A 17374-nucleotide genomic window follows, 5' to 3' on the forward strand; every position below is an offset into this window, starting at 1 on the left:
ATGTCCGTCTTTTTTTGTATGAGGAGGACGTATGGAAGCTTATCTTTTTTTGATTGCCCTCGTCTTCATTGGGGTCATCGCACAAAATAAATCATTAATCATCGCTGCAGCCTTCCTGCTGATCATCAAGGCGATCGGGCTGGATGGTAGACTGTTTCCTTCCTTACAGGCAAAAGGGATCACGTGGGGCGTCACATTGATCACGGTAGCGATCCTCGTACCGATTGCAGCAGGGGATATCGGATTTAAGGAGTTGCTCCAAAGTATTCGGGGACACATCGGCATCATCTCATTTTTATCAGGAATCTTTGTTGCAATCGTCGCAGCACACGGTGTTGGACTGATGAAAGAAGATCCACTCGTGACGACAGCCTTGCTAGCTGGAACGATTCTTGCAGTCGGACTCTTTAGAGGTGTACCGGTTGGACCATTGATTGGTGCTGGAATCGCGGCGCTCGTCATTGGAATGTGGGATGTCATCGCAAAAGCGTTCACAGGATGAGCCGAATCAGCAAAGTAACTGAATTAATTTTTTGATAATAGTATGCAAGTTCATTCACTTTTTGGGTATTTTTGTTTATACTAAGAACAGAAACAAGATGGTCTATTCAAGAGTACAGCGCTACAAGCATGGGGAACGACTCTTGAGTGGACGTCTTTTTTTCAATACGGAAATGAAAGCGTTTTAAATTTCTGGGGAAAAAAAGGGGGATTATTGTCATGACGCAAACTAAAGGTTTAGAAGGAATCGTCGCGACTTCATCGAAAATCAGTTCGATCATCGATGGTCAATTGACGTATGGCGGTTATACGATTGATGATTTGGCGGAGCACGCCTCATTTGAGGAAGTCGTCTTCTTGTTGTGGAACGACCGTCTACCAAAAGAAGAGGAATTGAAGCAACTATCGGAAGCACTCATTTCCGAAGCAACGGTTGCGACTGCCGTTCTTGAAACAATGAAGGCAGCACCGAAGTCGGCGAATGCGATGGCGACGATTCGAACAGCGCTCTCTCAACTCGCGCTTTACGATGAGACATCGGAAGATATGTCGACTGAGGCGAATTACGCTAAAGCCATCAAATTACAGGCACAAATCGCAACACTCGTCACAGCTTACGCCCGTATTAAAAAAGGACAAGAGCCGATCGCACCTAAAACGGGTCTTTCATACGCAGGAAACTTCTTGTTCATGTTGACGGGTGAAGAGCCAACGGAAGTTGCAGAAAAAGCTTTCAACCAAGCGCTCGTTCTTCACGCTGACCACGAGTTGAACGCTTCGACGTTCACAGCACGCGTGTGTGTCGCGACGCTCTCTGACGTCTACTCAGGTGTGACGGCAGCGATGGGCGCATTAAAAGGACCACTTCACGGTGGCGCGAACGAAGCCGTCATGAAGATGTTGTTAGAAATTGATTCGGTTGAAAAGGTTGACGAGTATGTTCATAATAAACTTGAGAACAAGCAAAAAATCATGGGCTTCGGTCACCGTGTCTACAAGGACGGCGATCCACGTGCGAAGCACCTTCAAGAAATGAGTCGTCAGCTGACTGCTCAAATCGGGGAGCCGAAATGGTATGAGATGTCAGTTAAGATCGACGAAATCGTCCAATCGGAAAAAGGATTGAAACCAAATGTTGATTTCTATTCCGCTTCTACGTACCATGCACTTGGACTTGATACAGAACTATTCACTCCAATCTTTGCAGTAAGTCGGATGTCAGGTTGGTTGGCGCACATTTTAGAGCAGTATAGCGATAACCGTCTGATTCGCCCGCGTGCAGACTACACGGGTGAAACGCACCGGACATACGTGTCCATCCAAGAACGTTAAAAGGACGGGGAGGAGCAATCCTCTCCTGATTTTTGATGTAGATTACAATTACTTAAGGGGGATTTTTAGACATGGCTACACTTCAAGGCGAAAACATCACAGTAACTAACGGTACACTTCAAGTTCCAAACGCTCCAATCATTCCGTTCATCATTGGTGACGGAACAGGACCTGACATCTGGAACGCAGCGGTACGTGTGTTTGATGCAGCAGTTGAAAAAGCATACAACGGTGAAAAGAAAATCGAATGGAAAGAAGTCTACGCTGGTGAAAAAGCATTCAACAAAACAGGCAACTGGTTACCGGAAGAGACACTTGACCTCATTCGCGAGCACATCATCGCAATCAAAGGACCACTTACGACACCAGTCGGCGGCGGAATCCGTTCGTTGAACGTTGCTCTACGTCAAGAGCTTGATTTGTACACATGTCTTCGTCCAGTTCGTTACTTCACAGGTGTTCCTTCACCGGTTAAACGCCCAGAAGATACAGACATGGTCATCTTCCGTGAAAATACTGAAGACATCTACGCAGGAATCGAATACGCAGAAGGCAGCGAAGGCGCTGCAAAACTGCTTGAGTTCCTTCAAAACGAAATGGGTGTCAATAAAATCCGCTTCCCTGAGACATCTGGTCTTGGAATCAAACCGATTTCAAAAGAGGGAACAGAACGCCTTGTTCGTGCAGCAATCGAATATGCACTCGAGAACAAACGTGCTTCATTGACGCTCGTTCATAAAGGAAACATCATGAAGTTCACTGAGGGTGCTTTCAAAAACTGGGGCTACGAGCTTGCTGAGCGTGAATACGCAGAGCACGTCTTCACTTGGAACCAGTACGATCGCATCAAGGAAGAAAAAGGAACAGATGCTGCGAACAAGGCACAAGCAGACGCAGAAGCTGCTGGTAAGTTGATCGTGAAAGACTCAATCGCTGATATCTTCTTACAACAAATCTTGACTCGTCCAAAAGAGTTCGATGTCGTTGCGACAATGAACTTGAACGGTGACTACATCTCGGATGCACTTGCTGCACAAGTCGGTGGTATCGGAATCGCACCTGGAGCAAACATCAACTACATGACAGGTCATGCGATCTTTGAAGCAACTCACGGTACAGCACCGAAATACGCTGGACTTGATAAAGTCAACCCATCGTCTGTCATCTTGTCAGGCGAAATGATGTTCCGTCACCTCGGCTGGAACGAAGCGGCAGATCTCATCATCAAATCGATGGAAACATCGATCGAATCGAAAGTCGTCACATACGACTTCGCACGTCTCATGGATGGTGCGACTGAAGTGAAGTGTTCTGAATTCGCGGACGAACTCATCAAAAACATGTAATCCGATCAGGAGGAATGAGTCGATGAACAGACGGAAGAAGATCGCAGTCATAGGAAGTGGCTTTACGGGAGCGACGACGGCACTCTATCTTGCTCAGCGAGAGCTAGGAGATGTCGTCCTCGTCGACCGACCCGAGCAAGAGAATCCGACGAAAGGAAAGGCGCTTGATATGCAAGAGGCAGCGCCGATCCTCGGATTTGATGCTTCGGTAAAAGGGACATCGAACTATGCGGACATCAACGGTGCGGATATCGTCGTCATCACTGCCGGTATCGCCCGAAAGCCAGGCATGAGCCGCGAAGACCTTGTAAGTACGAATGCCACCGTCATGACAGCTGTGACGAAGGAAATCGTCGCGCATGCACCGGAATCAATCATCATCGTTTTGACGAATCCCGTCGATGCGATGACGTATACGGTCTATCAGGCATCTGGTTTTCCGAAAGAGCGTGTCATCGGTCAATCCGGTGTCCTCGACACGGCACGCTTCCGGACATTCTTAGCAGAGGAACTGAACGTTTCTGTAAAGGATGTATCGGGATTCGTACTCGGAGGACACGGGGATGACATGGTGCCGCTAATGCGTTATTCGCAGGCGGGAGGCATTCCAATCGAGAAACTGATATCCAAGGAACGGTTAGATGCGATCGTTGACCGAACGCGTAAAGGCGGCGGTGAAATCGTTCAATTACTCGGAAACGGTTCCGCTTACTACGCACCGGCAGCAGCAATTGCTGAGATGGTCGAGGCGATCTTGAAGGACCAGCGACGTATTCTACCTGCCATTGCTTATCTCGAAGGCGAATATGGATATGACGATATGTATTTCGGTGTACCGGTCATTCTTGGCGGAAACGGTGTCGAGCATGTCTATGAACTCGAACTGACGACTGAGGAGCAAGAGGCTTTGAATCGCTCTGCCTCTACAGTCCGTTCTGTACTCGACTTATTAAAATCTTGATTCAAAAAAAGACGAACTTGTCACTTTCGACAAGTTCGTCTTTTTTCATCTCGTCATAATCGATGAGGAGAAGCATAGTGCGATAACTTGGCATACCAAGGGCAGACCAGTATAAGAAGAAATGTCAGCCACGGAATCAAATATCCGATTCGAAGGAAGTGACCTTGATGTTCCATATGGAGGTGTTGTGAGTTTTGACAATGCGGACAGGGCAGTCCGTGAGCAGACCACATTAAACGATAGATTGTTCGAGCAGACCAGGATTGACGACAAACGGTGCATCGTGCCACGCGAGTGCCTCCTTTCATTCATAGGTTAATTGTGTAAAGTGTGTTTTTCACAACATACGATACACATAGGAGAAAAGTTCCAATTTCAATAAACATGTAGAAAAAAAGATTGTATTAGGGTAAGGACAAAGGTACGTCATTTTATTCCACTAAGGGGGATGCCATATGCGCGCCGTAACATACCAAGGAGCAAAAGATGTTCAAGTCAAACAAGTCCAGGATCCATCGATTGATAAAAACGATGATATCATCGTCAAAATCACATCGACTGCCATTTGTGGATCAGATTTACACATCTATCAAGGAAATATGCCGGCTCACAAAGATTATGTCATTGGTCATGAACCGATGGGCATCGTTGAAGAGGTTGGACCAGGTGTGACGAAGGTCAAGCGTGGCGACCGCGTCGTGTTACCGTTTAATGTTGCTTGTGGTCACTGTTTCTTTTGTGAACATGATATGGAGAGTCAATGTGATAATTCGAACGGAAATCCCCATGTCGATACAGGTGGGTACTTCGGTTTTACAGAAGAGTTTGGTGGACATCCCGGTGGTCAGGCGGAATATTTAAAAGTTCCGTTCGGGAATTTCATGCCACTCGTGATTCCTGAATCATGCGAATTAGAAGATGAGGCATTATTGTTCTTATCTGACGTTTTACCTACGGCGTATTGGAGTGTCCTGCACGCGGGTGTGAAAAAAGGAGATACGGTCGTCGTACTCGGATCAGGACCAGTTGGACTAATGACACAAAAATTTGCATGGATGCAAGGAGCAAAGCGAGTCATTGCGGTGGATGATCAAGTGTATCGATTAAATCATGCTAAAGTCACGAATAAAGTCGAGACAGTAAATTTCTCGGATCACGCAGAAAGTGGTGCGTATATTAAAGAGCTGACACAAGGTGGAGCAGACGTCGTAATTGATTGCGTCGGTTTTGATGGGAAGATGTCCCCTGTAGAAAAAATTGAACAAAAGATTGGTCTACAAGGTGGAACGTTGAGTGCCATTGACATTGCAAAGGACGCTGTCCGGAAATTTGGTACTGTGCAGTTGACAGGAGTCTACGCTAAAAAATATAATCAGTTTCCGCTTGGCGATTTCTTTACCCGAAATATTACGCTGAAAATGGGACAAGCACCAGTCGTTCATTTGATGCCGGAACTGTTCCAGAAAATCATCAATCAAGAATTTGATCCGACGGATATCGTGACACACCGAGTGGCACTTGATGATGCTGCTTCTGCCTATCAGACATTTAATGATCGGACAGATGGATGCATCAAGGTCGTCTTGAAACCATAAGCTATATCATACTCAAACAGCCCATCCGATTATTGGATGGGCTGTTGTACATCATAGGATTAAAAGAAGAAGAAGGGCCATAGAAGACCGACGACTAGTCCGAGTAACAGACCGACGAACACCTGAAACTCGGTATGACCGACGAGCTCATTCAGGAGAGGAGTCTCATGGCGAATTCCTTTGAAATAATCATTGAGTAGTTTTGCCTGAACACCGACTGCTTGTCTGACACCGGTCGCATCATACATGATGATTGTCGCAAAGATGACAGCCAGTGCGAAAATCGAAGACGAGAAGCCCTCCTGAAAACCGATGACAACGGCTAAGGCGACGACAGTCGAACTATGTGAACTAGGCATACCACCGGAAGCAAACATGATTTCCAGGTCGAACTTTCGTGTCCGAACCAAACTCGTGACAAGCTTCGCTGCTTGAGCGATGAACCACGCCGTGATGGCTGCAAAAAGGGGATGGTTCCATTCCATACATTCTACCTCCTACAATTAACGATATGTATTGTTTCCCCGTTTTATTAGCTTTTACACGAACGATCTAGTTGGATTCGGCATCTCCTTTAAAGATTATGTAAAGAAACTGCAGAAAGATTTGTGGTTTTCCATTAAAAGTCGGTAAGATGAAGACAGACGAAGCGGATTCCACGGAATTCCTCATTCGAAAAGAAGGAAACTTGAGGGGGATGCAAGGTTTGAAAGATAAAATTATCGTGGTAGATGATGAGTTGTCGATTGCAACGTTGTTGAAGTTCAACTTAGAACAAGCCGGCTTCATCGTTGAAACAGCTCATGATGGGATGTCTGGTTTAAAATTAGCAGAAAAACAAGATGCGGCATTGATCGTCTTAGATTTGATGTTACCGGAGCTTGATGGTCTTGAAGTATGTAAACGTCTCCGCCAGCAAAAAATCAATACACCGATTTTGATGTTGACGGCAAAAGATGACGAATTTGATAAAGTTCTCGGATTAGAACTTGGAGCGGATGATTATTTGACGAAACCATTCAGTCCACGTGAAGTCGTTGCGCGCGTAAAAGCAATTTTACGTCGCATGAGTCATCAAACGACTTCGTCGGAAGAAGTGACGGATGGAACAATCATTATCGGAGATGTCAAAATCGTTCCTGACAATTACGAAGCATTTAAAGCCGAAGAGCGGTTAGAGCTCACGCCAAAAGAATTTGAGTTACTTGTTTACCTTGCAAAAAATAAAGGACGTGTGTTGACTCGCGACCAGTTGTTATCTGCCATCTGGAATTATGATTTTGTTGGCGATACCCGTATCGTAGATGTCCATATTAGTCATGTCCGAGAGAAAATCGAGCCGAATACGAAAAAACCGATTTACATTAAAACGATTCGCGGTTTAGGTTACAAGATGGAAGAGCCGAAGGCGGAATGAGTAAGTATCGCAAACGGTTTATCTTTAAAATGATTTCGTTCATCAGTCTCGTCCTTGTAGCACTTGGATTTTTATTAGGTCAATCCTTCAAAGAATTCTATGTCCAAAATGAAAAAGAAAAATTGATGGATGAAACAGCGCTAGTTGAGACGATTTTGAGAGATCGAGAAGTACCAGACATGTCTCGGTATGTAAATGAACTATATGCTGAATCGAATTTCGATATGATTTTATTCAACAGCCGTGGAGAAATCATTGCTGGAACACCTGTTGATGTGACGAAATTAAAAGTAGCGACCCTCAATTTTTCAGCCATTCCTGACGAGGGCACATTTGAATCGAAAACTGATGATAGTGTCGTCCAATTTACAAAACCTGTTCCGACAGCGGATGGGGGAGAAGTCTACGTCAGTTTCATTCGTTACGCCCAAGACTTGAATGTCATCTATTCACGGATTTGGACGGTCATCATTCTGTCCCTACTCGCCTCGTTAGTGATCATATTCTTGACGATCTATCGGTCGACGAAACGATTCCTACGTCCAATCGCAGAAGCAACAGATGTTTTACATGAACTGTCGCACGGGAACTACAAGTCGCGTGTGTATGAATTAGCGGCACCGGATGAATCACGCGATTTAGGGCGCTCTATCAATCTATTAGCGCGAAATCTCGAAAACGCATCGTCTGGTGAAGCAATGCAACGAGCACGTCTCGAATCTTTGATCGAATACATGGGCGCCGGTCTTATGTTGATTGATGAGAAGGGCTACGTCCTGCTCGTCAACCGGACGTATCGGGAAATGTTCAACATTCATGAACCTTCTAGTGGGAAGCTGTACTATCGTGTACTTCCGAACGAAAAAATGAGTCAGGTGATTGAAGATGTCTATCTGACGGAAAAACCGAATCGAAAGCAGTCGAGTGTTCGATTTGGCATCAATAGCCGGACGTTCATGGTCAGTGCCGCTCCGATTTTCGATAAGAACGGTCGGGTGCAGGGAACGACCGTCGTCTTTAACGACATCACGGAAATCAAGAAGCTAGAGCAGATGCGTAAAGACTTCGTCGCGAATGTCAGTCACGAATTGAAGACACCATTGACGTCCATTAAAGGATTTGCGGAAACGTTACTCGATGGTGCGCAAGAGGTTCCGGAAATCCGGGAGCAGTTCTTACGGATTATCCACGATGAATCGGAACGAATGCAAACATTGGTGGAAGATTTGCTTGAGCTGTCTCGTTTAGAACAAGATAACTATCAGCTCGAGACTGCAATCGTTGACGTGACAAGTCTCGTTCGGGAGACAGCAGCACTCCTGCATCGACGAGCAACAGAAAAAGAGATGACGATTCATATCGAAATGGAAGAGGAAGTCTTCATCCGAGCAGATCTGAATCGTCTGAAACAGGTCGTCGTTAACTTGGTTGCGAATGCGTTGAATTATACGCCGAACGGCGGCAACGTCTGGATTCAGCTCGAGGATGGAGAAGAGTCTGTCCAACTCATCATCAAAGATGATGGAATTGGTATTCATCCGAAAGAAACCCAACGAATCTTCGAACGTTTCTATCGTGTCGATAAGGCACGAAGCCGTAATTCTGGGGGAACGGGTCTTGGACTAGCCATCGTCAAACACATTGTCGACCTCCATCACGGTGAGATCGAAATCGCATCGGAAGAGCACAAAGGCACGACATTTACGATTCGTTTACCAAAACATGGCTGAATTTCACAGTGGATTCACATTTCCTTAATAGATGTATCTTATGATGAAAGTACCTTCTTCATCATCTGTATGGCGACTGGATCAGCTCCCATGTCGTCATGCCCTTGGCGGTTGACTCTCCGTGAGTCAATCGTCTTTTTTTGGTCATTTTTAGCGAACAAATGTGTGTAGAGTGATACAATAGGAACAGAAAATCGATTAAAGGGGCGTAGATGATGGAAAATAAATTGCTATTGATTGATGGGAACTCGTTGACCTATCGGGCGTTTTTCGCCTTACCACCAATGACGGATGCGCAAGGACGAAATACGAACGCAGCTTATGGCTTTACGATGATGTTATTGAAGTTGCTCGAGGAAGAACAACCGACACATATGCTCGTTGCCTTCGATGCTTCGAGTGAAACGTTCCGTCATGATGTCTATCAGGAGTATAAGGGAAGTCGGGAAAAGACACCGTCCGAACTACGTGAGCAATTCCCGATCGTCCGGGATATCTGTGAAGCGCTCGGTATTCAAATGATGGAACTCCATCGCTATGAGGCAGATGATTTGATTGGTACGCTCGCACGAACGATGTCGACGGATCGGACGCGGATCGTCACAGGTGATAAAGATTTACTTCAACTTGTCACGGATAAGGTCGAAGTCTTGATCACGAAGCGTGGGATCACGGACGTCCAGTGCATGACGGAGGAACTGTTCGCTGAGACGTATGGTGGTCTAAAGCCGATTCAAATGATTGACCTGAAGGGGTTAATGGGGGATAAGTCGGATAACATTCCAGGGATTCCTGGGATTGGTGAAAAGACGGCAGTTAAATTGATTTCGGCATACGGTTCTGTCGAAGGACTGTATGAACATGTTGAAGACTTAAAAGGGAAGCAGAAGGAAAAAGTCATCGCGAACGAAGAACTCGCACGACTATCGAAAGAACTTGCGACGATTAAAGTTGATGTCCCGCTCGAGACGACGCTAGAGGATTTGCAAATTCGCGACGTTGATACCCAAGTGCCGTATTCGTTGTTCCAGTCGCTTGGCTTCAAGTCGTTGACGAATCGATTTGCTCCTGTCGTCAAAGAAGAGGATAAAGAGCAGTTGAACGTCGTGACGATCACTTCACTTCCTGAAGACGTCACCGATGCGGTGTTGCTTGCTGAACAGCTACGAGAGGATTACATGGAAGAAGACATCATCGGGTTTGCGATCGCGACGCCTGACACGATCTATGTTGCTGCTCCAACGCTCGTCGAGGATCCGGCATTCCGCCAATGGATCGAGTCGGAACATCGGAAGATTTGTCTCGATGCCAAACAAGTCGCATTCGCGTTGCGTAAGCATGGCTTAACCTTAAACGGTTATGAGGATTTGTTATTAGCGGGTTACTTATTGAATTTAAGTGGCGGCACGACGCTCGCTTCAATTGCTGGTCATTATGCATTGATGGCACCGAACGAAGAAGCGGTCCTCGGTAAGGGAGCCAAACGTCTAGCCCCAGCGGATGACGTATTACACCCTTATCTTGCAGAGAAAGCACGGATGATCGAGTTATTGTTCCCGAAAGTCCGGGAAGAGTTGAAGGCGAATCAGCAATATGAGCTGTATGAAACACTAGAGCGTCCATTGTCAGGTGTCCTCGCTGAGATGGAGTGGACCGGGATTCGTGTCGACGTCGCGACGCTCCAATCGATGCAAGCAGATCTTGCCGGACGTTTAACGGAACTTGAGACGTTGGTCTTTGAAGCGGCAGGTGAGTCGTTCAATATCAATTCACCGAAACAACTTGGTGTGATTCTGTTTGAAAAACTCGAACTGCCCGCCTTCAAGAAAACAAAGACCGGCTACTCGACTGCCGCAGACGTCCTTGAAAAACTGCGTCCGCTGCATCCGGTCATCGATCACATCATGTTATACCGGGAGCTCCAAAAATTACAGTCGACGTATGTCGAAGGCTTACAAAAAGTCATCAAGGAAGACGGAAAGATTCATACCCGTTTTGCTCAGACGATTGCCCAGACAGGCCGTTTAAGTTCGGTCAATCCGAACCTTCAGAATATCCCGATTCGGATTGAAGAAGGACGGAAGATTCGAAAAGCCTTCGTTCCAAGTGAAGCAGGCTGGTCACTGTACGCTGCCGATTATTCACAAATCGAATTACGTGTCATGGCCGATATGTCGCAGGATCAGACGCTTGTCGATGCGTTCTTACATGATGAGGATATCCATACTCAAACGGCAAGTAGTGTCTTTGGTGTTGAACCGGAGGATGTCACAGGAAATATGCGGCGTCAGGCGAAAGCTGTCAACTTCGGCATCATTTATGGAATCAGCGATTATGGACTGTCACAAAACTTGAACATCACGCGGAAGGAAGCACAATCGTTCATCGATCGTTATTTCGAGCTGTTCCCGCAAATCAAACAGTTCATGGACACGGCAATCGAGACGGCACGAGCGAATGGATTCGTCGAAACGTTGATGAACCGGCGCCGTAACATCCCGGATATCAATTCGAAAAACTTCAACTTACGTGGTTTTGCGGAACGTACGGCAATCAATACGCCGATTCAAGGTTCCGCTGCGGATATCATAAAAAAAGCGATGCTTGATGTCCATGCTGCTTTACAGGCATCTGATCTGAAAGCGCGTTTGTTATTACAAGTACACGATGAGTTGATTTTTGAAGCACCAGACGAGGAACTCGACGCTTTACAGGCGCTTGTCAAACAAGCGATGGAGCAGACCGTCGAATTATCCGTACCGCTACGCGTTGATGGGGGCGCAGGACATACGTGGTACGAAACGAAGTAAGCAAGGAGGAATAGACGTGCCTGAATTACCTGAAGTCGAGACCGTTCGTCGCAGTTTAGAACGTTCGGTCTCTGGAAAAACAGTCTCTTCCGTCAAAGTCTACCACCCGAAAATGATTCGGGGGATGGAAGTGGCACCATTTGCAGATGCTTTACATCAAGAACGGATCGAACGCGTCGAACGTCGCGGTAAGTTCCTACTCTTTGATTTTGATCGTTTTTATCTCGTCAGCCATTTGCGGATGGAAGGGAAGTACTTCCCGTATCCGCAACCGGTCGAGCGGGATAAACATACTCATGTCGTCTTCCGTTTCACGGATGGTTCGGAGCTGCATTACAATGACGTCCGGAAGTTCGGAACGATGGAATTACGTGATAAGGAAACAGCGATGCAAACTGCTCCACTGGCACAGCTGGAGCGTGAACCATTTGATCCAGAGTTCACAGCAGAAGTGTTAGCGGAGAATTTAATTCGTAAAAAAAGAAGTCCAATCAAAACGGCATTGCTCGACCAATCGATCTTCCTTGGTCTCGGTAACATCTATGTCGATGAGACCCTTCATGCGGCACGTGTCCATCCGTTGACGAAGGCTGGTGCTTTGACGCTTGATGATATTTCACGCATCCATCAAGCCGGTGTCGACGTCTTACGACAAGCGGTAGAAGCAGGGGGAAGTACGATCCGAAGTTATGTCTCACCTTCCGGAAAAGGTGAGTTCCAGCTTCAACTCGCGGTATACGGTCAAAAGGGCGAACCATGTCCCCGTTGCGGCACTGCCATTGAAAAAATCAAAGTCGGTGGACGAGGAACGCACTTCTGTCCGACGTGCCAACAGGTCGCCTTATGAGGGTTGGTCTGACGGGCAGTATCGCCACCGGTAAAAGTACGGTCTCTAGCTATCTGAAGCAAAAAGGAATAGCGGTCATCGATGCGGATCTTGTTGCGCGAGAAGTCATTGAACCAGGAGGGCGAGCCTATGATGGGGTCAAGATGGCCTTCCCGGAAGCATTCGAAGAAGGACGTCTCGTTCGACCAAAACTCGGACAAATCATTTTTCAGGATAGCGAAAAACGACAACAGCTGAATCAGTTGATGCACCCAAGTATTCGACAACAGATGCTTGATGAAGCAGATGCCTATGAACGTTCAGGACATTCGCTCGTCGTATTTGATATTCCGTTATTACTTGAAGGCGATTGGCGGACGCTGTTCGACCGTGTCGTAGTCGTTTATTGTCCGGAATACATGCAGTTAAGACGATTGATGCAACGTAATGATCTATCGGAAGAAGAAGCATATGCACGTATTCATTCGCAACTTAGCATTGAACAGAAAAAAGAGCTTGCGGATGATGTGTTCTTCAATGATGGGAGTCTTGATTCGTTATATCAACAAATCGATAAATGGTTAGTATTATATGACACCGATAAGCATGAGAGTGGTACATGAAAAGTGTGAAGTGAGAGAAGTTTCCATCTTCTCTCACTTTTTTTAGAGAACATAATGAAATCGCTTACATTTCATGATATAGTTCTATCTGTAAACGGAGCTACATCCGTCACATTGAAGGGGGATCCGCACATGGGAGTCAAGGTGGCAGTCAATGGTTTTGGTCGAATTGGTCGAATGGTCTTTCGACGTCTGATCGCTGAGGGGAAAAGCGAAGTCGTAGCAATCAATGCAAGCTATCCAGTCGAAACACTCGCACATTTAATCAAGTACGATACGGTACATGGGAAATTCAATTATCCGGTCGACATCATCGATGGGGCGTTGATGGTTGACGGAAGACAAATTCAAATCGTCAGTGAACGCAATCCTGAACTATTGCCGTGGGGGGAACTCGGCATCGATATCGTCGTCGAAGCGACAGGAAAGTTCAACTCAGATACGGGTGCTGCGAAGCATTTAGTGGCAGGCGCAAAAAAGGTCGTCATCACGGCACCTGCTAAAGGGGATGTCCGGACGATCGTCATGGGTGTCAATGACGACATGTATGATCATGAAACAGATGCTATCGTCTCGAACGCATCGTGTACGACGAACTGTCTCGCACCTGTCGTGCAAGTCATCGACCGGGCATTCGGAATCGAATCGGGTCTCGTGACGACGGTTCACGCGTTTACGAACGATCAAAATAATATTGATAATCCACATAAGGATTTACGACGCGCCCGTGCATGTGGCTCATCCATCATTCCAACATCGACAGGTGCGGCAAAGGCGATTTCTCTCGTCTTGCCACACTTGGAAGGAAAATTGAATGGACTCGCGCTTCGTGTTCCGACACCGAACGTCTCACTCGTCGATCTCGTCGTCGAAGTCAGTCGCGATACGACGGTTGCTGAAGTGAACGAAGCGTTCACGAAAGCAGCGGACGGTGCGCTTGAAGGCATTCTCGGAATGACGATGGAACCGCTCGTTTCGATCGACTTCAACGGAGAAGAGCGTTCGACGGTCGTCGATGGACTCTCGACGATGGTCATGGGTGGTCGTCAGGTGAAGGTCCTCGCTTGGTACGATAATGAGTGGGGTTACTCCTGCCGCGTCGTCGACCTCGTACACCTTGTTTCGGCGCACTTAGAGGCGATGGGAACGGTTGAAAAAGAACTTGAATTGAATTAATGACAACGGGCAGATCCCAGTAACGACGGGACCTGTCCCGTTTTTTTTCTAGAAATGTATTAATTTTTGAAATTTATCCTTGTGTATCTTTTTGATACTCGCTATAATTCAAATCGTGAACTTCAATCGGTCTGGCAATCGCAGCTTAAAGGGTTAGGACCTCTCTGGACTAACTTTCCCCCGTGGGTGCGAACGACTCAGGCGCAAAGTAAGTGATCAACTACTTTGAAGACCATTGAATGTAGGGGGGATCCACAAATGGATACTATGGGAAGACACATTATTGCAGAACTTTGGGATTGTAATCCTGAAAAATTGAACGACATGGAATTCGTTGAACGACTTTTCGTTGACGCAGCACTTCAAGCAGGTGCAGAAGTACGAGAAGTAGCATTCCACAAGTTTGCACCACACGGCGTCAGTGGCGTCGTCATTATCTCTGAATCGCACTTGACGATTCACAGTTTCCCAGAGCACGGGTATGCATCGGTTGATGTCTTTACTTGTGGGGATCGGATCGATCCAGCCATCGCAGCGAACTACATTGCTGAAAAGCTCGATGCGAAAATCCGTGAAAATGTCGAAATTCCACGTGGTATGGGACCAGTTCAAGTTCCAGCGGCTACTGTCCAGCACGTCAACTGACAACACACACGAATTCGTCAAGCCCTCGTCGTTCAGACGAGGGCTTTTTAATATGTCTGACGTCTGTTATTCTTAATAGTAGAAGAAACAAAGAAAAGAGGATGACCATGGGACTGAAGGAACGCTTGCAAAAACAGCTAGAGACATCCGATACACATAAAAACGAAAATTTACGCACACACTACTATGCGGCAACAGTCGAGATGTTGTTTGCTGGTTTAGAAAATATCTTAAAGCAAGAGGGCGGGACAGTTCGTCGTGTTGACGCGGAACGTGGAGAACTCGCTTTTACATTAAAAGAAGTCGACGGACTCGCGACCGTCATTATGGTGGCGGGCGGACGTACGGCCGTCGATCTATTCTTACATCGTGAAAGTCTTCTCGGACCTGATCTCGAAAAACACATCGAGCGAATCTATGCATCACTTGATGCGGGATATCGATTAAAAATGATTGGAACAAAAGAAATCACGTGAACGGAGGTACGGCATGCGCTGTCCAGCCTGTAATTTTAACGGAACAAAAGTACTGGACTCAAGACCGGTCCAGGATTTCGGTTCGATTCGGAGGAGACGTGAATGTGAGTCTTGCGGCTATCGCTTTACGACTTTCGAAATGGTCGAACAGACCCCTTTAATCATCGTAAAGAAAGACGGAACGCGCGACGAGTTCAATCGTGATAAAATTTTGCGGGGACTAGTGCGTGCCTGTGAAAAACGACCAATTTCGATTGAACAGCTAGAAACAGTCGTCAGTCGGGTCGAAAAGGCATTGCGGGCGACAGCTCAGCATGAGATTCCAAGTGAGCAGGTCGGACGTCTCGTGTTAAATGAATTAGCTTCCGTCGATGAAGTAGCATACGTCCGCTTTGCGAGTGTCTATAAACAATTCAAGGACATCAATGTCTTTTTCCAAGAGCTCTCTGAGCTGATGGAGCGACATCAAGAAAATGACCGTGAAAATTGAACGTGATATAAGAGAGGTCGTCTGTCCGGTCAGCGCACCTCTCTTTTTCTCCCTAAAGAAAGGACGAGTCAGATGGTAGAACGTGAACTTTCCGGTACCGATCTTTGCTTAGTGATGAGCAATGGTGTCGTCGACCGTGAAGCCTATCAATCTTTATATTATTTGTACCAGCCGATCATTGGTGTCAAAGCACTTGGACTCTATCAAACGTTTTGGAGCGAGATGATTCCGGGAAAAACAAAATCCCAATACATCTCCCATGCAGAACTCGGAACGCTACTCGGTTTTTCCGTCGATGAGTTCAAGGAAGAATTATTCAAGCTAGAAGGGATCGGTTTGATCCGGACGTTCGAAGCGCGCCAAGCCGCGTATCGCTACATCTATCAAATCCGGGTGCCGCTTGCGCCGAACACTTTCTTGAATGACGGGGTGTTATCGAGTCTGCTATTCTACCGCGTCGGTGAAATCCGGTTCCGGTCGTTACAGCATCGTTTCCGGACGGAGCCGCTTCCGAAGAACATCGTTGATCGGACGGTCCGATTTGATCAAGTGTTCGATGTGAAAGCTGGTCTTGCTTCTGCGCATCAGCCGAAGGCCTATGCCAAACAGGAACGAGCAGTATATGAATTCGATTATTCGTTTGATTTAGAAGAGATGAAACGTCAAACCGATCGCTTTTTACCACGGACCTTTTACTCAAAGGCGATCGATCATCTGCTCGTGAAGCTTGCTTACGTCACGCAGTCGAATGAAGCATTGATGGCGGAACTGTTGAATGCCCGTTTCCGTCACGAAGCATACTTGCCGATGACCGATGCTGAGAAACAAGAACGTTGCAAACAGATGATGTTGTCAGCGAAACAAAAACTCAGCCGAGAGAAAAAAGCGAAGGTCGCCTCACTCGACACGATCGAGGTCGGAGACGTCGAAGCAACGGAGACGATGGAAAGCACCCATCCGAAGCATTATGTCGCGAAGTTGCGGAAGGTCAAAGCGCTGTCAGAACGAGATGAAGAGCTGATCCAGCAATTGATCATCGATTATGAAATGTCGTCTGGGATCGTCAATGCCGCCTACTATTATGCGCTCGTCGTTAAAAAGGATAATCGCTTCAGTAAGAACTTCCTCTTATCGATCGTCGATGATTGGAAACAGAAGGGGTACGTGACAGCATCCGAGGCACTGGCGAAGACGCAGGAGCAGGATGACTTGATCGCGAAGAAGCAGGAGCAAAAACAAGAACGCGCGCGTCAGACCGTTGGTGGACGTCGGGGACGGACCAGCAATACGAACGGCGGTCCGAATCCGAAGTGGTTGCAAGAAGAAAAAGCGAAACAACAGCAGTATGAAGCATCTAGAAAAGCGAGTTTCGAAGCAGATGTTCCGGACGATGAAGAGATGGAACGAATCTTACGGGAACTGAAGGGGAACTAAAGGAGTCGAGAC

Annotated in this window: 16 protein-coding genes; 15 read left to right on the plus strand and 1 reads right to left on the minus strand. The window is 46.8% G+C overall.

Annotated features, from left to right (window positions below; all coding sequences use genetic code 11):
- Nucleotides 1–31: 31 nt before the first annotated feature.
- From EXG77_RS04300 to EXG77_RS04320, 5 genes are all read left to right on the plus strand, one after another.
- Nucleotides 32–502, plus strand: a complete 471-nt coding sequence (locus EXG77_RS04300) for a DUF441 domain-containing protein (protein WP_035396549.1) — start codon at nucleotides 32–34, stop codon at nucleotides 500–502.
- A 218-nt stretch (nucleotides 503–720) separates the two neighbouring features.
- On the plus strand, nucleotides 721–1833 hold the full coding sequence (gene citZ / locus EXG77_RS04305; protein ID WP_023469035.1) for a citrate synthase: 1113 nt from the start codon (nucleotides 721–723) through the stop codon (nucleotides 1831–1833).
- A gap of 71 nt (nucleotides 1834–1904) precedes the next feature.
- Entirely contained in the window at nucleotides 1905–3179 is a 1275-nt protein-coding gene (icd, locus tag EXG77_RS04310; protein ID WP_023469034.1) for an NADP-dependent isocitrate dehydrogenase, read from the plus strand.
- Nucleotides 3180–3201: 22 nt separating this feature from the next.
- Nucleotides 3202–4140, plus strand: a complete 939-nt coding sequence (mdh, locus tag EXG77_RS04315; protein ID WP_035396551.1) for a malate dehydrogenase — start codon at nucleotides 3202–3204, stop codon at nucleotides 4138–4140.
- A 455-nt stretch (nucleotides 4141–4595) separates the two neighbouring features.
- Entirely contained in the window at nucleotides 4596–5735 is a 1140-nt protein-coding gene (locus EXG77_RS04320; protein ID WP_035396552.1) for a zinc-dependent alcohol dehydrogenase, read from the plus strand.
- A 59-nt stretch (nucleotides 5736–5794) separates the two neighbouring features.
- Here EXG77_RS04320 and EXG77_RS04325 read toward each other — a convergent pair whose 3' ends face one another.
- Nucleotides 5795–6220 (minus strand): divergent PAP2 family protein, encoded by a 426-nt coding sequence (locus EXG77_RS04325; RefSeq protein WP_035396553.1) that lies wholly within the window; start codon nucleotides 6218–6220, stop codon nucleotides 5795–5797.
- A 212-nt stretch (nucleotides 6221–6432) separates the two neighbouring features.
- Here EXG77_RS04325 and EXG77_RS04330 point away from each other — a divergent pair, with 212 nt between their 5' ends.
- The 10 genes from EXG77_RS04330 to EXG77_RS04375 all read left to right on the plus strand — a co-directional run bounded on the left by EXG77_RS04330 (nucleotide 6433) and on the right by EXG77_RS04375 (nucleotide 17362).
- A complete protein-coding gene (locus tag EXG77_RS04330; protein WP_370448377.1) occupies nucleotides 6433–7152 on the plus strand; it encodes a response regulator in 720 nt (239 codons plus the stop codon).
- The gene (gene pnpS / locus EXG77_RS04335) at nucleotides 7149–8882 is read left to right on the plus strand and encodes a two-component system histidine kinase PnpS (RefSeq protein ID WP_023469029.1); all 1734 of its coding nucleotides are present in this window, start codon (nucleotides 7149–7151) and stop codon (nucleotides 8880–8882) included. Before EXG77_RS04330 ends, pnpS begins: the two co-directional genes overlap by 4 nt.
- Nucleotides 8883–9094: 212 nt before the next feature.
- Nucleotides 9095–11692 carry a DNA polymerase I gene (gene polA / locus EXG77_RS04340; protein ID WP_035396554.1) on the plus strand — a complete coding sequence of 866 codons (2598 nt, stop codon included), beginning with the start codon at nucleotides 9095–9097 and terminating at the stop codon, nucleotides 11690–11692.
- A gap of 16 nt (nucleotides 11693–11708) precedes the next feature.
- Complete coding sequence (mutM, locus tag EXG77_RS04345) at nucleotides 11709–12539, plus strand: DNA-formamidopyrimidine glycosylase (RefSeq protein WP_035396555.1); 831 nt, start codon at nucleotides 11709–11711, stop codon at nucleotides 12537–12539.
- Nucleotides 12536–13141: a dephospho-CoA kinase gene (gene coaE / locus EXG77_RS04350; RefSeq protein WP_035396558.1), complete on the plus strand. Its 606-nt coding sequence runs from the start codon at nucleotides 12536–12538 to the stop codon at nucleotides 13139–13141. The genes mutM and coaE overlap by 4 nt, the downstream gene beginning before the upstream one ends.
- A 132-nt stretch (nucleotides 13142–13273) precedes the next feature.
- The gene (locus EXG77_RS04355; RefSeq protein ID WP_023469025.1) at nucleotides 13274–14317 is read left to right on the plus strand and encodes a glyceraldehyde-3-phosphate dehydrogenase; all 1044 of its coding nucleotides are present in this window, start codon (nucleotides 13274–13276) and stop codon (nucleotides 14315–14317) included.
- A 258-nt stretch (nucleotides 14318–14575) separates the two neighbouring features.
- Nucleotides 14576–14962 carry an adenosylmethionine decarboxylase gene (gene speD / locus EXG77_RS04360; RefSeq protein WP_023469024.1) on the plus strand — a complete coding sequence of 129 codons (387 nt, stop codon included), beginning with the start codon at nucleotides 14576–14578 and terminating at the stop codon, nucleotides 14960–14962.
- Between the two features lie 107 nt (nucleotides 14963–15069).
- Nucleotides 15070–15438 carry a hypothetical protein gene (locus EXG77_RS04365; protein ID WP_023469023.1) on the plus strand — a complete coding sequence of 123 codons (369 nt, stop codon included), beginning with the start codon at nucleotides 15070–15072 and terminating at the stop codon, nucleotides 15436–15438.
- A 13-nt stretch (nucleotides 15439–15451) separates the two neighbouring features.
- The gene (gene nrdR / locus EXG77_RS04370) at nucleotides 15452–15928 is read left to right on the plus strand and encodes a transcriptional regulator NrdR (protein ID WP_023469022.1); all 477 of its coding nucleotides are present in this window, start codon (nucleotides 15452–15454) and stop codon (nucleotides 15926–15928) included.
- 72 nt (nucleotides 15929–16000) lie between these two features.
- Nucleotides 16001–17362 carry a replication initiation and membrane attachment family protein gene (locus tag EXG77_RS04375; RefSeq protein WP_035396560.1) on the plus strand — a complete coding sequence of 454 codons (1362 nt, stop codon included), beginning with the start codon at nucleotides 16001–16003 and terminating at the stop codon, nucleotides 17360–17362.
- Nucleotides 17363–17374: the final 12 nt, after the last annotated feature.

The organism is Exiguobacterium sp. OS-77 (assembly GCF_000414195.2).
In the GTDB taxonomy this organism is placed as follows: domain Bacteria; phylum Bacillota; class Bacilli; order Exiguobacteriales; family Exiguobacteriaceae; genus Exiguobacterium_A; species Exiguobacterium_A indicum.

Bases quoted from the DNA above. Each gene is read 5' to 3' on its own strand.
- EXG77_RS04300 (WP_035396549.1), top strand. From the start codon at position 32: ATGGAAGCTTATCTTTTTTTGATTGCCCTCGTCTTCATTGGGGTCATC.
- EXG77_RS04365 (WP_023469023.1), top strand. From the start codon at position 15,070: ATGGGACTGAAGGAACGCTTGCAAAAACAGCTAGAGACATCCGATACA.
- citZ (WP_023469035.1), top strand. From the start codon at position 721: ATGACGCAAACTAAAGGTTTAGAAGGAATCGTCGCGACTTCATCGAAA.
- EXG77_RS04325 (WP_035396553.1), bottom strand. From the start codon at position 6,220: ATGGAATGGAACCATCCCCTTTTTGCAGCCATCACGGCGTGGTTCATC.
- nrdR (WP_023469022.1), top strand. From the start codon at position 15,452: ATGCGCTGTCCAGCCTGTAATTTTAACGGAACAAAAGTACTGGACTCA.
- EXG77_RS04375 (WP_035396560.1), top strand. From the start codon at position 16,001: ATGGTAGAACGTGAACTTTCCGGTACCGATCTTTGCTTAGTGATGAGC.
- mdh (WP_035396551.1), top strand. From the start codon at position 3,202: ATGAACAGACGGAAGAAGATCGCAGTCATAGGAAGTGGCTTTACGGGA.
- EXG77_RS04320 (WP_035396552.1), top strand. From the start codon at position 4,596: ATGCGCGCCGTAACATACCAAGGAGCAAAAGATGTTCAAGTCAAACAA.
- EXG77_RS04330 (WP_370448377.1), top strand. From the start codon at position 6,433: ATGCAAGGTTTGAAAGATAAAATTATCGTGGTAGATGATGAGTTGTCG.
- speD (WP_023469024.1), top strand. From the start codon at position 14,576: ATGGATACTATGGGAAGACACATTATTGCAGAACTTTGGGATTGTAAT.
- polA (WP_035396554.1), top strand. From the start codon at position 9,095: ATGATGGAAAATAAATTGCTATTGATTGATGGGAACTCGTTGACCTAT.
- pnpS (WP_023469029.1), top strand. From the start codon at position 7,149: ATGAGTAAGTATCGCAAACGGTTTATCTTTAAAATGATTTCGTTCATC.
- coaE (WP_035396558.1), top strand. From the start codon at position 12,536: ATGAGGGTTGGTCTGACGGGCAGTATCGCCACCGGTAAAAGTACGGTC.
- icd (WP_023469034.1), top strand. From the start codon at position 1,905: ATGGCTACACTTCAAGGCGAAAACATCACAGTAACTAACGGTACACTT.
- EXG77_RS04355 (WP_023469025.1), top strand. From the start codon at position 13,274: ATGGGAGTCAAGGTGGCAGTCAATGGTTTTGGTCGAATTGGTCGAATG.